Source organism: Catenuloplanes indicus (genome assembly GCF_030813715.1).
In the GTDB taxonomy this organism is placed as follows: domain Bacteria; phylum Actinomycetota; class Actinomycetes; order Mycobacteriales; family Micromonosporaceae; genus Catenuloplanes; species Catenuloplanes indicus.
In genome coordinates this window covers 4,179,196-4,194,855 of sequence record NZ_JAUSUZ010000001.1, presented here as the reverse complement: position 1 = coordinate 4,194,855, position 15,660 = coordinate 4,179,196, and the positions used below count along the sequence as shown (strand labels likewise).

The 15,660-nt window shown below is 71.2% G+C and carries 14 protein-coding genes; 4 read left to right on the top strand and 10 right to left on the bottom strand.

The genetic code is table 11. The annotated features are described in order from the left end of the window. Positions 1-8: 8 nt before the first annotated feature. Both J2S42_RS18790 and J2S42_RS18785 read left to right on the top strand, forming a co-directional pair. The gene (locus J2S42_RS18790) at positions 9-263 is read left to right on the top strand and encodes a hypothetical protein (RefSeq protein ID WP_307248846.1); all 255 of its coding nucleotides are present in this window, start codon (positions 9-11) and stop codon (positions 261-263) included. A 39-nt stretch (positions 264-302) separates the two neighbouring features. Beyond that, the gene (locus tag J2S42_RS18785; protein ID WP_307240947.1) at positions 303-1,964 is read left to right on the top strand and encodes a DUF6311 domain-containing protein; all 1,662 of its coding nucleotides are present in this window, start codon (positions 303-305) and stop codon (positions 1,962-1,964) included. A gap of 41 nt (positions 1,965-2,005) precedes the next feature. Here the strand turns inward: J2S42_RS18785 and J2S42_RS18780 are convergent, their stop codons facing one another. The 3 genes from J2S42_RS18780 to J2S42_RS18770 are packed head-to-tail and all read right to left on the bottom strand — an operon-like array spanning position 2,006 to position 6,108. Beyond that, positions 2,006-3,739: an ABC transporter ATP-binding protein gene (locus J2S42_RS18780; RefSeq protein ID WP_307240945.1), complete on the bottom strand. Its 1,734-nt coding sequence runs from the start codon at positions 3,737-3,739 to the stop codon at positions 2,006-2,008. After that, positions 3,736-5,424 (bottom strand): ABC transporter ATP-binding protein, encoded by a 1,689-nt coding sequence (locus tag J2S42_RS18775; protein WP_307240943.1) that lies wholly within the window; start codon positions 5,422-5,424, stop codon positions 3,736-3,738. The genes J2S42_RS18780 and J2S42_RS18775 overlap by 4 nt, the downstream gene beginning before the upstream one ends. Before the next feature lie 48 nt (positions 5,425-5,472). Further along, positions 5,473-6,108 carry an O-methyltransferase gene (locus J2S42_RS18770; protein ID WP_307240941.1) on the bottom strand — a complete coding sequence of 212 codons (636 nt, stop codon included), beginning with the start codon at positions 6,106-6,108 and terminating at the stop codon, positions 5,473-5,475. An 89-nt stretch (positions 6,109-6,197) separates the two neighbouring features. On the opposite strand from J2S42_RS18770, the gene J2S42_RS18765 reads away from it, so the two are divergent. Then, a complete protein-coding gene (locus J2S42_RS18765) occupies positions 6,198-6,803 on the top strand; it encodes a TetR/AcrR family transcriptional regulator (RefSeq protein WP_307240939.1) in 606 nt (201 codons plus the stop codon). Here J2S42_RS18765 and J2S42_RS18760 read toward each other — a convergent pair. The 7 genes from J2S42_RS18760 to J2S42_RS18730 form a co-directional block, all read right to left on the bottom strand. Next, positions 6,736-7,944 (bottom strand): ROK family transcriptional regulator, encoded by a 1,209-nt coding sequence (locus tag J2S42_RS18760; RefSeq protein ID WP_307240937.1) that lies wholly within the window; start codon positions 7,942-7,944, stop codon positions 6,736-6,738. The genes J2S42_RS18765 and J2S42_RS18760 overlap by 68 nt on opposite strands. 30 nt (positions 7,945-7,974) lie before the next feature. Beyond that, entirely contained in the window at positions 7,975-9,195 is a 1,221-nt protein-coding gene (locus J2S42_RS18755) for a sugar ABC transporter permease (RefSeq protein ID WP_307240935.1), read from the bottom strand. Further along, the gene (locus J2S42_RS18750; protein ID WP_307240933.1) at positions 9,192-9,965 is read right to left on the bottom strand and encodes an ATP-binding cassette domain-containing protein; all 774 of its coding nucleotides are present in this window, start codon (positions 9,963-9,965) and stop codon (positions 9,192-9,194) included. Before J2S42_RS18750 ends, J2S42_RS18755 begins: the two co-directional genes overlap by 4 nt. A gap of 64 nt (positions 9,966-10,029) precedes the next feature. Continuing rightward, complete coding sequence (locus J2S42_RS18745) at positions 10,030-11,112, bottom strand: sugar ABC transporter substrate-binding protein (protein WP_307240931.1); 1,083 nt, start codon at positions 11,110-11,112, stop codon at positions 10,030-10,032. Between the two features lie 1,010 nt (positions 11,113-12,122). Continuing rightward, on the bottom strand, positions 12,123-12,617 hold the full coding sequence (ybaK, locus tag J2S42_RS18740) for a Cys-tRNA(Pro) deacylase (RefSeq protein ID WP_307240929.1): 495 nt from the start codon (positions 12,615-12,617) through the stop codon (positions 12,123-12,125). A gap of 17 nt (positions 12,618-12,634) precedes the next feature. Next, complete coding sequence (locus J2S42_RS18735) at positions 12,635-13,711, bottom strand: sugar ABC transporter substrate-binding protein (RefSeq protein ID WP_307248844.1); 1,077 nt, start codon at positions 13,709-13,711, stop codon at positions 12,635-12,637. Between the two features lie 69 nt (positions 13,712-13,780). Beyond that, on the bottom strand, positions 13,781-14,965 hold the full coding sequence (locus tag J2S42_RS18730) for a class I SAM-dependent methyltransferase (RefSeq protein ID WP_307240927.1): 1,185 nt from the start codon (positions 14,963-14,965) through the stop codon (positions 13,781-13,783). Positions 14,966-15,261: 296 nt separating this feature from the next. Between J2S42_RS18730 and groES the strand changes: the two genes are divergently transcribed. Further along, entirely contained in the window at positions 15,262-15,570 is a 309-nt protein-coding gene (gene groES, locus J2S42_RS18725; protein WP_503128928.1) for a co-chaperone GroES, read from the top strand. Positions 15,571-15,660 lie beyond the last annotated feature (90 nt).

Below are 15,660 nucleotides of genomic sequence, written 5' to 3'. Positions count from 1 at the left end.
TGCCGGACGTGATCGTTCGCATGTGGGAGGTCAAGGCCCGGCCCGCGGGTCACGCGGAGTTGCTCACCTGGGTGTGCGACGCCGCGGTCCCGTCGATCGAGGTCTACCCGCTGCACATGTCCACCGAGGTGTTCTCCTCGACGGACAACCGGCTCGTGGTGATCTCCAAGTGGCGCAGCGGCCCGGTCGACCTGCCGGAGCCGCCGGAGCACCTGGTCGCACGGTCACCGCACGTCTGGGAGTTCACCCAAGTCGACCGATAAGTCCGATAAGTCCGGCTGGGGAAGCCCTATCATGCATCGGTGACCCGGACCGGGAGGCACCTCACGGCGCTCATCGCGTACCTGCTGATGGGCTTGATCGTGACCTTGCCGCTGTGGCGGGATCCGGACCGGGCCGTGCCGGCGGCCAACGAAGGTGACCACGCGTTCTTCGAGTACGTGCTGGCCCGGGCCGCCGCACTGGTGACCGGCGACGTCAGCGACCCGTTCGTCACCGATCAGCTCAACGTGCCGCTCGGCGTGAACCTGATGGCGAACACGTCCGTGCTCGGCCTCGGCATCCCGCTGGCGCCGGTCACGCTGCTCGCCGGTCCGGCCGCCACGATCGCGCTGCTGGTGCTGCTCGGTCTGGCGCTCACCGCGTACGGCTGGTTCTGGGTGTTCCTGCGCCGGCTGCGCGTGTCACCGGTCGCGGCCTGGGTCGGCGGCGCGTTCTGCGGCTTCGCGCCCGGCGTCTACACGCACGCGCAGGGGCACCCGAACTGGACCGCCCAGTTCCTGCTCCCGTTCGTCGTTCACCTGCTCTTCAGCCCGAGCCGGAGGAACGGCCTGACGCTCGGCCTGATCATGGCGTGGCAGGTGTTCATCAACGAGGAGGCGCTGTTCTTCACCGGCCTGGGCTGCGCGGTCTTCGGCCTGCTGTTCCTGGCGCTGCGCCCGCACGAGGTGGACAAGCGGCGGTTCCTGACCAGCCTCGGCGTCGCGCTGGCGGTGGTGGTCCCGTTGGTCGCGTACCCGCTGTGGGTGCAGTTCACCGGCCCGGGCAGCTACCGCGGCGTACCGGAGTTCACCACCAGCTACGGCAACGACGTGACCGCGTTCGTCTCGTTCGCCACGCACTCGCTGGCTGGGCCGATCTCCCCGTTCGGCCACCTGACGCCGAACGAGACCGAGCAGAACGCGGCGTTCGGCATCCCGCTGGTGATCACGTTCGTGGTGCTCGCGGTGCTGTTCCGGCGCCGGGCCGCCGCGCTCGCCGCCGCCTGCACCGCCGTGGTCTTCGCGGTCCTCTCGGTCGGCCGGGACGTGATCGTCAACGGGTACGGCGACGTGACCCGCCCCGGCCCGTGGGAGCCGTTCGCGCACCTGCCGCTGTTCGACTCCGTGGTGCCGACCCGGCTGTCGCTGATCGCGATCCCGTGCGTCGGCCTGCTGCTGGCGCTCGCGGTGGACCGGTCCCGGGCCGGGGTGGCGCTGGTCGTGGCCGCGCTGGTGCCGATCGTGCCGATGCCGCTGACCACCGAGCGGGTCGCCGCGGTGCCGGCCTACATCGCGGAGCGCGGCTACCGCGCACATCTCGCGGACGGTGGCAGCATGCTGGTCACGCCGCGGGTGTGGACGGACACCACAGGCATGCGCTGGGCCGCCCGGACCGGCCTGGACTTCCCGCTGGCGCTCGGCTACTTCCTCGGTCCGGACCCGTCCGCGGACGGCCGGGCCATGTTCGGCCCGTGGCGGCGGCCGACGCACGCGTTGATCGTGTCGGTCAGTGCGACCGGGTTCGTCCCGCCGCTGACCGCGGTGGACCGGGCCGCGTTCGCCGCGGACCTGGCCTACTGGCAGACGTCCGTGATCGTGCTGCCGAATGACCAGCCGTACCGTGCGGCCGTGGAGGCGCTGCTCACCGGCCTGACCGGGCGCGCTCCCAGCCGTACCGGCGGGGTCTCGGTCTGGGATCTCTAGAGCCGGTATCGACGTGCGGACCGCGCCCCGGCATACCGGCTCTAGCTCTGCCAGGATCGCCAGAGCGCGGCGTAGGAGCCGTTCGCGGCCAGCAGTTCGTCGTGTGATCCACACTCCACGATCCGGCCGTCCTCCACCACCGCGACCCGGTCCGCGTCGTGCGCGGAGAAGAGCCGGTGCGCGATCGCCACCACGGTCCGGCCGGCCAGCACCGCCGCCAGCGAGCGTTCCAGCGACCGGGCCGCGCGCGGGTCGAGCAGCGACGTCGCCTCGTCGAGCACCAGCGTGTGCGGGTCCGCGAGCACCAGCCGGGCCAGCGCCACCTGCTGCGCCTGCGCCGGGGTGAGCGGGTGTCCACCCTCGCCGACCACCGTCTCCAGCCCGTCCGGCAGTTCGGTCGCCCAGCCGAGCGCGTCCACCGCGGCCAGCGCGTCCGTGATCTCGTCGGCACCGGCGCCGGGCCGGGCCAGCACCACGTTGAAGCGCAGCGTACCGGCGAACACGTGGTGTTCCTGGGTGACCAGCGCGACCTCGCCGCGCAGCCGTTCCGGCGGGAGCGCGGACACCGGCACGCCGCCGACCGTGAGCGCGCCGGACCCCGGCCGGTGCACCCCGGCCAGCAGCCGGCCCAGCGTGGACTTGCCCGCGCCGGACGGCCCGACCACGGCGAGCCGCTCGCCGGGCGCGATGTCCAGCGAGACGCCACGCAGCACCGGACGGCCGGGCACATAGGCGAACGTCACGTCGTCGAGCCGGATGCCGTTCCCGCGCGGCACGTCGGTGGACTCGCCGCCGGCCGTGCGGACGTTCCCGACGCCTATCACCCGGGCCAGCGCGGCCTGTCCCTCCTGCAGGTCCTCCAGCCAGGAGAGCACCTGGTCGATCGGGTTGACCAGCTGCTGCATGTAGAGCACGGCCGCGATCACGGTGCCCAGTGTCATCCAGCCGTTCGCGTAGTACAGCCCGCCGAGCAGCAGCGTCCCGGCGATCGGCAGCACGTAGGACGTGTCCGCCAGCGGGTACCAGACCGTGCGCAGGAACAGCGTGTAGCGCTCGGCCCAGTAGGAGCCGCTGATGTCCGCGTCCGTCTGCCGGCGGCGGCGCTCGTGCAGCCGCAGCGCCTCCACGGTTCGCGCGCCCTCGACGGTCTCGGCCAGTCCCTCGGTGATCCGCGCGTACGCGGCCCGCTCGCGCAGATAGCCACCGGCGGCACGGCGCAGGTACCACCGGGTCGCCGGCCACAGCGTCGGCACCGCGATCAGCGGGACCAGCAGGAACAGCGGCGACACCAGCGCCAGCGCACCGATCAGCAGCACGATGGTGATCAGCGCGGTGAGGATCTCCGGCGCGGCCCACTGCACGCTGTAGGCCAGCGAGGAGACGTCCCGGGTGGTCCGGGTGAGCAGGTCGCCGGTGCCGGCCCGCTCCACGGTCCCGATCGGCACGGACAGCACCCGGTCGACGAACTCCTCGCGCAGCTCGGCCAGCACCCGCTCGCCGAGCCGCGCGGACGCGTACCGCGCGAAGTACACCAGCACGCTCTGCACGATGACGAACCCGGCCAGCGCCAGACCGACCCGGTCCAGCGTGCCGGCTGTGCCGCCGGCCCGGATGATCTCGACCAGCTCGCCGAGCAGCCAGGGGGAGGCCAGGCCGCAGAGCGCGCCGAGCCCGTGCAGGCCGAGCATGACGCCGAGTTCGCGCGGGTGGCGGCGGAACAGGCCCAGCACGTACCGCCGGACCTCGCCGCCGTCGGCGATCGGCAGCTGCGTCATGACGCCTCCTGGCGGGTGACCGTCGCGGCGTAGCGCGGTTCGCCGGTGAGCAGCTCGCGATGCGTACCCTCCGCGATGACCTTGCCGTCCTCGACGTAGCAGACGCGGTCCGCGTGCGTCAGCACCAGCGGGCTGGTCGTGCAGACCACGGTGGTGCGCCCGGTGCGCGCCGGGCCGAGCCGGCTCGCGATTCGCGCCTCGGTGTGCGCGTCGACCGCGCTGGTCGGCTCCACCAGGATCAGGGTCTCCGGGTCCGCGCACAGCGCCCGGGCCAGCCGCAGCCGTTGCTGCTGCCCGCCGGAGAACTCCCGCCCGCGCGCCGCGATCTCGGTCTCCAGCCGGTCCGGCAGCGCGTTCACGATGTCCTCCGCCGCGGCCGTGCGCAGCGCGTCCTCGACCGGGCCACCGCCCAGCGCATCGCGCAGCGGGCCGGCGAACAGCCGCGCCTCGTTCTCCGCGAGCAGCACCCGGAACCGCAACTCATTAAGATCAAAATCCCGCAGCGGTACGTCGCCCAGCCGCGCCTCCGAGTCGGTGAACCGCGCCAGCCGCTCCGCGATCGCGGCCCCGTCCGCCGGGTCGGCCGCCGCGATCGCGGTCAGCACGCCCGGGCGCACCAGCAGCCCGGAGCGCGGATCGGCCAGCGCCGCCGGCTCCCGCGGCATCGGCACCGGGTGTGCCGGCGACGCCGGGTCCGGTTCCAGGTCCAGCAGCCGGACCAGGCGGCGCGCGGAGACCAGCGCGACCGCGATCTTGTCGGCCGCCTCGGTGAGCGTGCGCAGCGGCGGGACCAGGAACGCGGTGTAGCCGTAGAACGCGACGAGCTGGCCGGCGGTGAGGTCGCCGGCCAGCACCAGCCGCGCGCCGAGCCAGACGACCAGCGCCAGGAACAGCCCGGGTAGCAGCACCTGTGTCGCCTCCAGCACGGCGCCGACGCGGCCCACCCGTACGCCGGCGGCGCGCAGCTCCTGCGACTCGCTGCGGTAACCGGCCGCGAACAGGTGCTCGCCGCCGACGCCGCGCAACACGCGCAGCCCGGTGACGATGTCCGCGGCCCGGGTGGTGAGCTTGCCCTGGCGCGTCCGGTACGCCTCCTGCCGGGCCTGCAACGGGCGGAGCAGCAGCGCGACCGCGGCTAGCAGCAGCGGCACGCCGATCAGCACCACCAGGCCGAGCTGGGTGGACGTGCCCAGCATGATCGCGGTGACGACCACGACCGCGGCGACCGCGCCGATCGCCCGGTCGACGATCTCGATCGCGCTGCCCAGCTGCTCGATGTCCGAGACGCCGATGCTGACCACCTCGCCGCTGGACATCCGGCGGGGGAGCGCGGCGCCGACCCGGGCGGACTGCCGCACGGTGAGCTGCACGGTTCCGTACGCGGTGTCGAGCCAGTTGTGTGCGCCGAACCGGTGCCGGAGGATCCCGGCCACGGCCTGCACCACGCCGAGCGCGAGTACGGCACCGGCCCAGCCGGCGAGCTCACCCGCGTCCCGGCCGGCCACGCCGCGGTCGACCGCGATGCCGATCAGCGCCGGTGCCAGCGCCATCGAGCACATCCACAGCACGCCGAGGCCGACCGAGACGGCCAGCTTGTGCCGCACCCGAAGGACCATCCACCACAGCAGGCGGCCCGCCGACCGGTGGTCGGCGACTCCCGGATCCGGCCGCGGCAAGTCACGCATAGTTACGAAAAGCTACTGTGCGGAGCGGGTCGGGATCCACCGAATTAATTACGCCCGGCAGCTGATCTCCATGCCGTCGCCGACCGGGAACTCCACGCTCACGTAGCCGGCCGCGGGGTCGCGCACGTACTCCAGGTATGGCGCCATGGTCGGGAAGCTGACGTCGTCCGCGACGACCAGCGCGCCCGGGGCCAGCCGGTCCTCCAGCAGGCGCAGCACCGGCAGGCACAGCTCCTTCCAGCCGTCGAGCAGCAGCAGGCCGATCGGGCCGGGCTCGCCGGCGAGCGTGGCCAGCGCGTCGCCGGCCAGCACCGTGACCGCGTCCGCCAGGCCGGCCTCGGTGAGGTTGGCCCGGGCCGCGGTCACCTTCGCGGCGCTCAGCTCCGTGGTCACCACGTGCCCGGCGCCGTTGTCGGCCACGGCCGCGGCCAGGTAGAGCGTGGAGATGCCGAACGACGTGCCGAACTCCACCACGCGCGCCGGCCGGGACGCCCGGACCAGCGCGTAGAGCAGATCACCGCCGCGCGCGGAGATCGGCATGTAGGCGTCGGCCAGCAGGTCGGCGCGCTCCTGCGCGGAGGCGCCGGCGTCGGGGCGGGGGTGCGGCCGGTCCTCGTCGAGGTCGGCGGCGGCGTGCAGACGGTCGAGAACGGTACGCACACGAGGCGTTGACAGACAGTTCATCCGGGTAGAGTGGACGCAACGTTGCGTCTAGTCAAGCGCGATTATTGTCGGGCATGAAAAAGCATGAAGAAAAAAAGGAGAAAACGGGCGTGACGGCGCATCGAGGCAACCGCCACGGCCGCAGCGAAGAGGCGCGACTCAGCATCCTGGAAGCGGCCGACGATCTGCTGGTCGAGCGCGGCTACGCGCGCCTCACGATCGAGGGGATCGCGGCCCGCGCGGGCGTGGCCAAACAGACCATCTACCGGTGGTGGCAGTCCAAGGCCGACGTGCTGCTGGAGGCGTTCAGCACGGACGCCCGCGAGGCGCTGAGCCCACCGGACACCGGTGAGCTCGGCACCGACCTGCGGCTGCATCTGCGCGGCCTGGCGACGTTCCTGACCGAGCACGACGCCGGTGCGGTGTTCCGCGCGCTGCACGGCGAGGCGCAGCACGACGCCACGCTGGCCGCCCGGCTGCGCGCCGAACACCTGAACCGGCAGCGCGAGCTGGACCGGGCGCCGCTGGAACGCGCGGTGACGCGCGGTGACCTGCCGGCCGGCCTCGACCTGGACCTGCTCGTCGACACGCTGGTCGGGCCGATCTACTACCGGGTGCTGGTCACCGGCGACCCGGTCGGCGCGGAGTTCACCGACCGGCTGGTGGACGAGGCACTACGGGGGCTTCACTCAGCGGGTCCGCGAGAAGCTGAGTGAATGCGAGCTCGGCGGCACCGATCAGCGCCGCGTCCTCACCCAGCTTCGGCGTCCGCAGGCGCAGCAGCTCGCGGCTGGCCGGCAACGCGAGCGAGTTGAGCCGCGACCGCACCTGGGCGGCCGTGGTCAGGTAGAGGTTCCGTAGCGTACCGCCGAAAATGACCATCTCCGGGTTGAAGATGTTGACCAGGTTGGCGACGCCGAGGCCGAGCCACTCTCCGATCTGACGCAGCGCCTCGTGGCTGCCCGGGTCCCCGCGCATCGCGGCGATCAGCTGGTGCGCGGGGATCCGGCCGCTGCCGTCCGTGCCCAGCGCGTGCAGCAGCGCCTCCTCGCCGATCTCCGACTCCCAGCAGCCGCGCGCGCCACAGCTGCTGCAGGTACGGCCGCCCGGGTGCACGATCATGTGGCCGACCTCGCCGGCGTACCCGCCGTGGCCGGTGATCAGCGTGCCGTGCGCGATGATCCCGGCGCCGATCCCGACCTCACCGTGCAGGTAGATGACGTCCTCGGTGTCCACCGCCACGCCGCGCAGGTGCTCGGCCAGCAGCGCCAGGTCCGCGTGGTTGCCGACCCGGACCGTGTGGTCGCCGCCGAGCGCCTCGGCCAGCGGTTCGGCGAGCGGCTCGTCCACCCAGCCGGCCTTGGGGGTGAGCCGGACCAGGCCGTCGTGCCGGCGGACCATGCCCGCCACGGCCACGCCCACGCCCACGTACCGGCCGCCCTCCGGCGCCGCGTGCTGCATCTCCTTCACGAACGCGGCCAGCGGGCCGACCACCTCGGAGACGCGCAGGTCCCGGGGACGGTCGTAGACGCGCTCGTCCAGCACCTCACCGCCCAGCCCGACCCGGGCCGCGCGCAGCCGGTCGACCTCGATGCTGAGCGCGTACGCGTACACCCGGCTGGACTCCGGCAGCACCACCAGCGACGGCCGGCCGGCCCGGCGGGAACCGCGTGGCGCCTCCTCGCGCACCAGCCCGGCCGCCGTCAGATCCGCGGTCAGCGCCCCGATCGTGCTGCGGTTGAGCCCGAGCCGGGTGGTCAGCTCCGCGCGGGAGATCGGCCCGTGCACGTGCACATAGCGCAGCAGCGCCCCGAGGTTCTGCCGGCGGACCTCGTCCTGGCTGGGTCCGGCGCGCATCAGTGTGAACTCTCCATGGTGGACCTGGGCTTAACGGAGACCGGTGGCCGCCGCGCGACGCCGGGACAGCGCATCGATGCTAGCGGCGGCGAGTAGCACGCCACCGGTCCACGCGAATTTCGCACCCGCGCTCGCGTTCATCAGGCCCATGCCGTTGTCGATCACCGCCACCACCGCGCCGCCGATCACCGCGTCGATGATCCGGCCCTTGCCACCGAACAGGCTGGTCCCGCCGATCACCGCGGCGCCGACCGCGTAGAGCAGCACGTTGCTGCCGCCGGTGTTCGCGTCGACCGAGGCGGCCCGGCTGGCCGCCACCACGCCGCCGATCGCGGCCATGAAGGAGCAGATGACGAAGACCGAGATGCGGATCCGGTCGACGTTGATGCCGGCCCGGCGCGCGGCCTCCCGGTTGCCGCCGACCGCGTAGACGTGGCGGCCGTACGCGGTGCGGTGCAGCACGAACGTCAGGATCACCAGCAGCAGCACGATCAGCGGCACCACCACCGGCACGCCCTTCAGCGAGGTGATCAGCACGTTCCGGCTGCGCTCCAGGTTGAGCACGTAGACCGCGGTACCGACCACCGCGACCAGCGCGCCGATCCGGGCCAGCACCACGCCGAGCGGATCGGTGATCAGCCCGCGCCGATGCCGGTTGCGCCACTGCCAGAGCTGGATGCCGGCGTAGATCAGCACGCCGAGCGCGAACAGCGCCCAGCCGAGCGCCGGTGGTACGTTCCGGTTCGAGACCGAGAGCAACACGTCGTCCCGGACCGGCACGTTGGTGCCACCCTTGATCAGGATCAGCGCCACGCCCTGGAACGCCAGGAACGCGGCCAGCGTGACCACGAACGACGGGATGCCGACCTTCGCCACCATGAACCCGATGGACACGCCGATCACCGCGCCGGTGGCCAGCGCGGCCAGCGTCGCCGCGTACCACGGCCAGCCCTGGTAGGTCAGCAGCACCGCGAGCACGGACGCGCAGACGCCGCTGGCGTACCCGGCGGAGAGGTCGATCTCACCGAGCAGCAGCACGAAGACCAGGCCCATCGCGATGATGGTGACCGCGGCGCCCTGGGTGAAGAGGTTCGCGAAGTTGCCGGCGCTGAAGAAGGCCGGCCGCATCACGCCGAAGAACACACAGAGCGCGATCAGCCCGAGTACCGCCGGCAGTGAGCCGATGTCGCCGCCGCGCACCCGGCGCAGGTAGTCGCGGACGTGCCCGCCCACCGTCGGCTCCGTGGTCACCTCGGCCCCCCGTTCTCCGCCAGGCCGAGCTCGCCACTGCGCCCCGCCGTGATCAGTTCGACGATCTGCGAGTGCGTCACGTCCGTGGTCTTCACCTGCGCGGCCATTCGCCCGAGGTAGAGCGTGGCGATCCGGTCCGAGATGGCGAAGACGTCGTTCATGTTGTGCGAGATCAGCACGACCGCCAGCCCGCGGTCCGCGAGCCGGCGGACCAGCTCCAGCACCTGCGCGGTCTGTGCCACGCCGAGCGCGGCCGTCGGCTCGTCCAGGATGACGACCTTGCTGTTCCAGAGCACGGCCTTGGCGATCGCGACGGTCTGCCGCTGACCGCCGGAGAGGCTGGACGCGTGCTGGCGCAGCGACTTCACCGTGCGCACGGACAGGCTGGCCAGCGTCTCCGACGCAAGCTGTTCCATGGTCGGCTCGTCCAGCACCAGACCGCTGCGCTTCTCCCGGCCGAGGAACATGTTCTGCACGATGTCGAGGTTGTCGCAGAGCGCGAGGTCCTGGTAGACGACCTCCAGCCCGAGCGAGGCCGCGTCCCGCGGGCTGTTGATCGAGACCGGCCGGCCCTCGAAGAAGATCTGCCCGGAGTCGATGGGGTAGATGCCACTGACGCACTTGACCAGCGTGGACTTGCCGGCGCCGTTGTCACCGACCAGCGCGGTGACCTCGCCGGGGTGGACCGCGAAGTTCACGTCGCGCAGGACCTGGACCGGGCCGAAGCCCTTGTCGATCCCGCGCAGTTCCAGCAGGGGTGTCCCGGACACATCTCTCCTAGCGATTCGCGCGCCGCCCGGAACGTCGTCCCGGGCGGCGCGGTTCTCTCCGGCTCTAGCTGACGCCGGCCTCGGTGCACTTGACCGCGTACACACCGGTGCACAGCTGCGCCGCGGTCCAGTAACCGTCCGCGACCACGTCCTTGACGCTATCGAAGAAGATCGCCTTCGGGGTGAGCAGCACGGACGGAACCTCCCGGCCGGTCTCCGGATCGGTGACCTTGCCCGGCACGTCCTTCCGCTCGCCCTTCGACAGCGCGATGGCCAGCTCGGCCGCCGCGTCCGCCTCCTGCTTGACCGCCTTGTAGACGGTCATGCACTGGTCGCCGACGAGAATGTTCTGCAGCGCCTGCACGTCCGCGTCCTGGCCGGTGACCGGCACCTTGCCGTTCAGGCCGTTCCGCTTCAGCACGGTCACGACCGCGTTGCCGAGCCCGTCGTTCGCGGCCAGCACGCCGTCGATCTTGTTGTTCGTCTGGGTGAGCATCTGCTCGAAGATCGTGCCGGCCGTGGTGTTGTTCCACTGCGGCACCGGCTCCTGCGGCCCCTTGATGTAGGTGCCGTTCTCGTACAGCGGGTTCAGCACCGACTCGTAGCCCTGCTGGAACAGCGTGGCATTGTTGTCGGTGGGCGAGCCGTGCAGCTCCGCGACGACCGGCTTGGTCACCTTCAGGTCGGTCAGGCACTTCTGCAGACCTTCGCCCTGCAGCTTGCCCACCTGCACGTTGTCGAAGCTCACGTAGTACTCCGCGCTGCCGCCGAGCGTGAGCCGGTCGTAGTCGATCGTGGCCACACCCTGGCTCTTCGCCTTGTCGAGCACGGCCTTACCGGTGCCGGAATCGAGGTTGGTGATCATCAGAACCGTGGTGCCGTTCGTGATCATCTGGTCCGCGATGGTCTGGAACGCGTTTTTGTCGCCCTGCGCGTTCTGAATGTCATACTCGACGCCAGCCGCCTTGAACGCCGCCTCAAGATACTTCCGATCCGCCGTCTCCCAGCGGTTCGACGAGGCACTGTCCGGCAGAATGACGCCGATCTTGGCGGGTCGCGCGTCCCCGGTGCCCGAGTCGTCGCCGCACGCGACGAGCGTGCCCGCAGCAAGGCCGGCCGCGGCCAGCGTGGTCAGGACTCTGCGCATTGTGCATGGTCCTTTCGTGTGGTGAAGCTCCCTGCGATATCGAAGATTTGTTGTGTCCGGCAACGTATTTCGCCTGTGGCGCGTGGCACAACCCCCTCTTTTGTTTAGTGGCATAACAATTTCGCAACACGCCCGACACACGCCCAAAATGCAAGATCAACTAACGCCGTGGTACGCCCCCGCGCCCCCGGGTGCGGAGGGCTCCCCGGCGCGGCTTGCCGTGTACGGCTTACCTGCTCGCGCGGCTTGCGGCGCGGCGTGGTCACGTCTCCGCGCGGCTTCTGCCCGGCGCTGCTTGCCTTCCGTGCGGCTTGTGTGACCGCGGGTTCGCGGATCCACCTGCTTGGGCTGCTGCCGCTTCCGTGGCGTGCGCTTCCGCGTGGCGTGCGGTTCCGTGCGGTGTGCGGTTCCGTGCGGTGTGCGGTTCCGTGCGGTGTGCGGTTCCGTGCGGTGCGCGTTTCCGTGCGGTGCGGTTCAGCGTGGTGTGCGCTTCCGCGTGATTTGCAGCCCGCTGCAGCTTGCTCCCCGGTGTGCTCTGGAGGGGCTCGCTCCTTGGCACCCGGCTTGCCGCCCCAAGCGGCTTGCTCGCCGATGCCTTCCGTACCCTCGCTCGCCGCGCCTGGTGATCACATCCGCCGTGGGACCGAAGCCTGTGTGATCAATCAGTGGAGCAAAACGGAGGTCATCTAGCGAAGTTGATATACCTGACGCTCCACTGATTGATCACCCAGGGCGCGGCAGCGTCGATCACCGACGGTCAGCGCACTCCATGTGGGGCGACATATAACGACATATCGGGCGCAGAGCGTCGACAGAGCCAGATTGCCGAAGCAAGGCCGAGTGAGCGCGACCTGAATGCCGCTGTGGGGTCGCGTGCCGCTCCAGGGTCGAGTGCCGAAGCAGGACTGGGTGCGGCGGGCGCAAGCCCGGGGAATGGGCAACAGGGCCGGAGCGAGCGGACCGCACCACGCCGCGAGCGGACCCATCAGTATTTACGCGAAACGCAGCCCTCAACCAGTGGCGATAGGTGCGAAGATCGCACCGGCGGCGTCCGGAAAGGCGGACGGCGGGACCTCGACCTGGAGTCCGCGACGCCCGCCGGAGACGAAGACGGTCTCCTGGCCCTCCGCGGACGAGTCGACCACGATTCGGAGGCGGGAGCGCTGGCCGAACGGAGAAATGCCGCCGGTCACGTAGCCGGTGGCGCGTTCGGCGGCGGCCGGGTCGGCCATCGTGGCGCGTTTGCCGCCGAGCGCGGCCGCCAGCGCCTTCAGGTCCAGGGAGGCCGAGACCGGGACCACGCCGACCGCGAGTTGGCCGTCAACGGTTGCGACCAGCGTCTTGAACAGGCGCGTCGGTGCGACGCCGAGCGCGGACGCGGCCGCCTCGCCGTAGGAGGTGGCCTTGGGGTCGACCTCGTACGTGTGCGCGGTGAACGCGATCTTCTGCCGGGTGAGCAGCGTCGTCGCCGGGGTGCCGCCGGCCTTGCTCGCAGACTTCGCCACGAGCCCAAGGGTATCGGTCAGTAGATGCCGAGCTCCTGGCAGGCCGCGGCGAACGCGTCGGTGCACAGCTCGCTGCGGGTGACGTAGCCGTCGACGACCACGGATTTCACGTCCTGCCGGAAGATCGCCTTCGGAGTGAGCAGCACGGACGGGACCTCGCGGCCGCTCTCCGGGTCGGCGACCTTGCCGGTGACCTCCTGGCGTTCGCCCTTGGCCAGTGAGATGGCGAGCTTCGCGGCCGCGTTGGCCTCTTCCCTGATCGCCTTGTAGACGGTCATGCACTGGTCGCCCGCGAGGATGTTCTGCAGGCCCTGCACGTCCGCGTCCTGGCCGGTGACCGGCACCTTGCCGTTCAGGTTGTTCCGCTTCAGCACCTGGATGACCGCGTTGCCCATGCCGTCGTTCGCGGCCAGCACGCCGCGGATGTTCGGGCTCTGCGTGAGCATCTGCTCGAAGATCTTGCCGGCCTCCGTGTTGCTCCAGTCCGGGACGGCCTGCTCCGGGCCCTTCACGGCGGCGCCGCTCTGGTAGAGCGGGTTCAGCACGGACTGGTAGCCCTCCTTGAACAGCGTGGCGTTGTTGTCGGTGGGGGAGCCGTGCAGCTCCGCGATCACCGGCTTGGTGGCCTTCAGTGCGGTCAGGCACTGCTGCAGGCCCTCGCCCTGGAGCTTGCCGACGGCCACGTTGTCGAACGAGACGTAGTATTCGGCGCCGCCGCCGAGCGTGAGCCGGTCGTAGTCGATCGTGGCGACGCCCTTGGCCCGTGCCTTGTCCAGGACCGCCTTGCCGGTGCCGGAGTCCAGGTTGGCGATCATCAGCACCGTGGCGCCGTTGGTGATCTGCTGGTCGGCGATGGACTGGAACGCGGTCTTGTCGCCCTGCGCGTTCTGGATGTCGAACGAGATGCCGGCGTTCTGGAACGCGCTCTCCAGGAACTTGCGGTCCGCCGTCTCCCAGCGGTCGGACGACGAGCTGTCCGGAAGGATCACGGCAATCTTCGGGATCGCGTCGTCGGCCGCGTCGTCACCTCCGCAGGCGGCGATCGAGCCGGCCGCGACGATGGCGGCGGTGAGGGTGGCGAGACCGCGGCGCATACGTGGACCTTTCATCCGCTTCAGAGGACAAATCCCACTATGCCCGGCTGAGGCCCGCATTTCGGCAGATCAAGACATATTCCTCGACGGTACGGGCCGACAGAGCAACGTTACGGGGGCGTCGGCCACCCGGGTGAGCACCAGCGACAACTCCTCCGGACCGCTGAGTCGCAGGTCACGACGCAACTGGGCGACGTCGAGCGCGGAACCGCGCTTGAGGATCTCGACCCGGCCCACCTCGCGCCGCCGCAGCTCGGCGCGCAGTCGCTTCAGCGAGAACGGCATCGTGTCCAGTACCTCCAGGCAGCGGCCGAAACCGGTCGCCACCGGCGTGTCCGCATAGACGTAGGCGATCTGCGGGTCGGCCAGGACGCCGCCGACCCGATCCGCGAACGCGGCCACCAGGTGTGCCCGCACGACCGCGCCGTCCGGGTCGTAGACGTACCGCCGCACGCCGCCGACCCCGGCGGGCACGTCCGGCTCGCCGGTCAGCTCGCCGCCGTCCGGCAGCACCGCGGCGCGGCGCGGCACACCGGCCAGCGGCCCGCACCAGAACGCGGCCTCCACCACGTCGCCGCCCACGCTCACCCACTCCGCCTCCGCGCCGTCCGGGATCAGCTCGTGATCGATGCCGGGGGAGAGCTTCAGCACGGTACGCGGCACGCGTGCGGCCAGCCCGGCCACGAAGTCCCAGGGCGGGGAGAACGACGCCGGGTCGAAGACGCGCCGGCCGGTCTTCGAGGCACGCCGGGCGGGGTCGCAGAACACCGCGTCCACGCCGGTCAGGTCGGCCTCGGTGGCGTCTCCGGTGGTCACCGTGATCAGGCCGGTCAGTCCCAGCGCGGCCGCGTTGGCCGTGGTCAGCGCCGCGGTGTGCGGGTCGGCCTCCACGGCCCGCACGCGGATGCCCGTCCGGGCCGCCGCGATCGCGTCCGCGCCGAGACCACAACCCAGATCGGCCAGCACGCGTACGCCCGCGGCGTGCAGCCTGGCCGCCCGGCGTGCCGCCACCGTGGCGCGGGTGGCCTGCTCCAGCCCGGCGCGGGTGAAGAACATGACGTCCGCGTCCGCGCCGAACTTCGCGACCGCGCGCCGGCGCAGCTCGGCCTGGGTCAGCGCGGCCGAGGCCAGCTCCGGCGGAAAACCGGCACGCCGCAGCCCGGCAGCCGCGGCCAGCGCGTCACCGCCGTCCGTCGCCGCGGCCGCGGCGAGCGCGGCCTCTCCCTCGGGGGTACGCAGCAGATCCAGCTCCACCCTGTCATCCTCCCGGGCGGCCCGGTTCGCCGCGGCGCGCGGGGTGTTGGCACTCTCCTTGACGGAGTGCTAGCCACCGGAATAACCTTCCGTTAGCACTCGCCATGGGTGGGTGCCAGCCTTCCGGGGCATCCCGGGAGCACCAAGCTTCCCGGGCCCGTCCCGGGAGCAACGCCTGGCGGTCCGGCACCCGCGACGACGGCCCGCCCGGTGGCATGAGGCAGATTGACGCCGTCCAGCGCGCGTTCGCGCACGCATGGTCGGTAACGACACCAGTACCCCAGGAGGGTATGCCCGTGACTACCGCGACCCAGGTTGCGATCAAGCCGCTCGAGGACCGCATCCTCGTCCAGGCGAACGAGGCCGAGACCACCACGGCGTCGGGCATCGTGATCCCCGACACCGCCAAGGAGAAGCCGCAGGAGGGGACCGTCGTCGCCGTCGGACCCGGCCGCGTCGACGACAAGGGCAACCGCATCCCGGTTGACGTGAAGGTCGGCGACACCGTCATCTACTCGAAGTACGGCGGCACCGAGGTCAAGTACGCCGGCGCCGAGTACCTCGTGCTCTCCGCGCGCGACGTGCTCGCCGTCATCGAGAAGTGACTTTCTAAGTAATTCTCTGCGGTCAGCCCCGGAACCCGTTTCGCGGGGGCCGGGGCTGTCTGCGCTCATAGGCGGTTCTCCAGCGGTTTC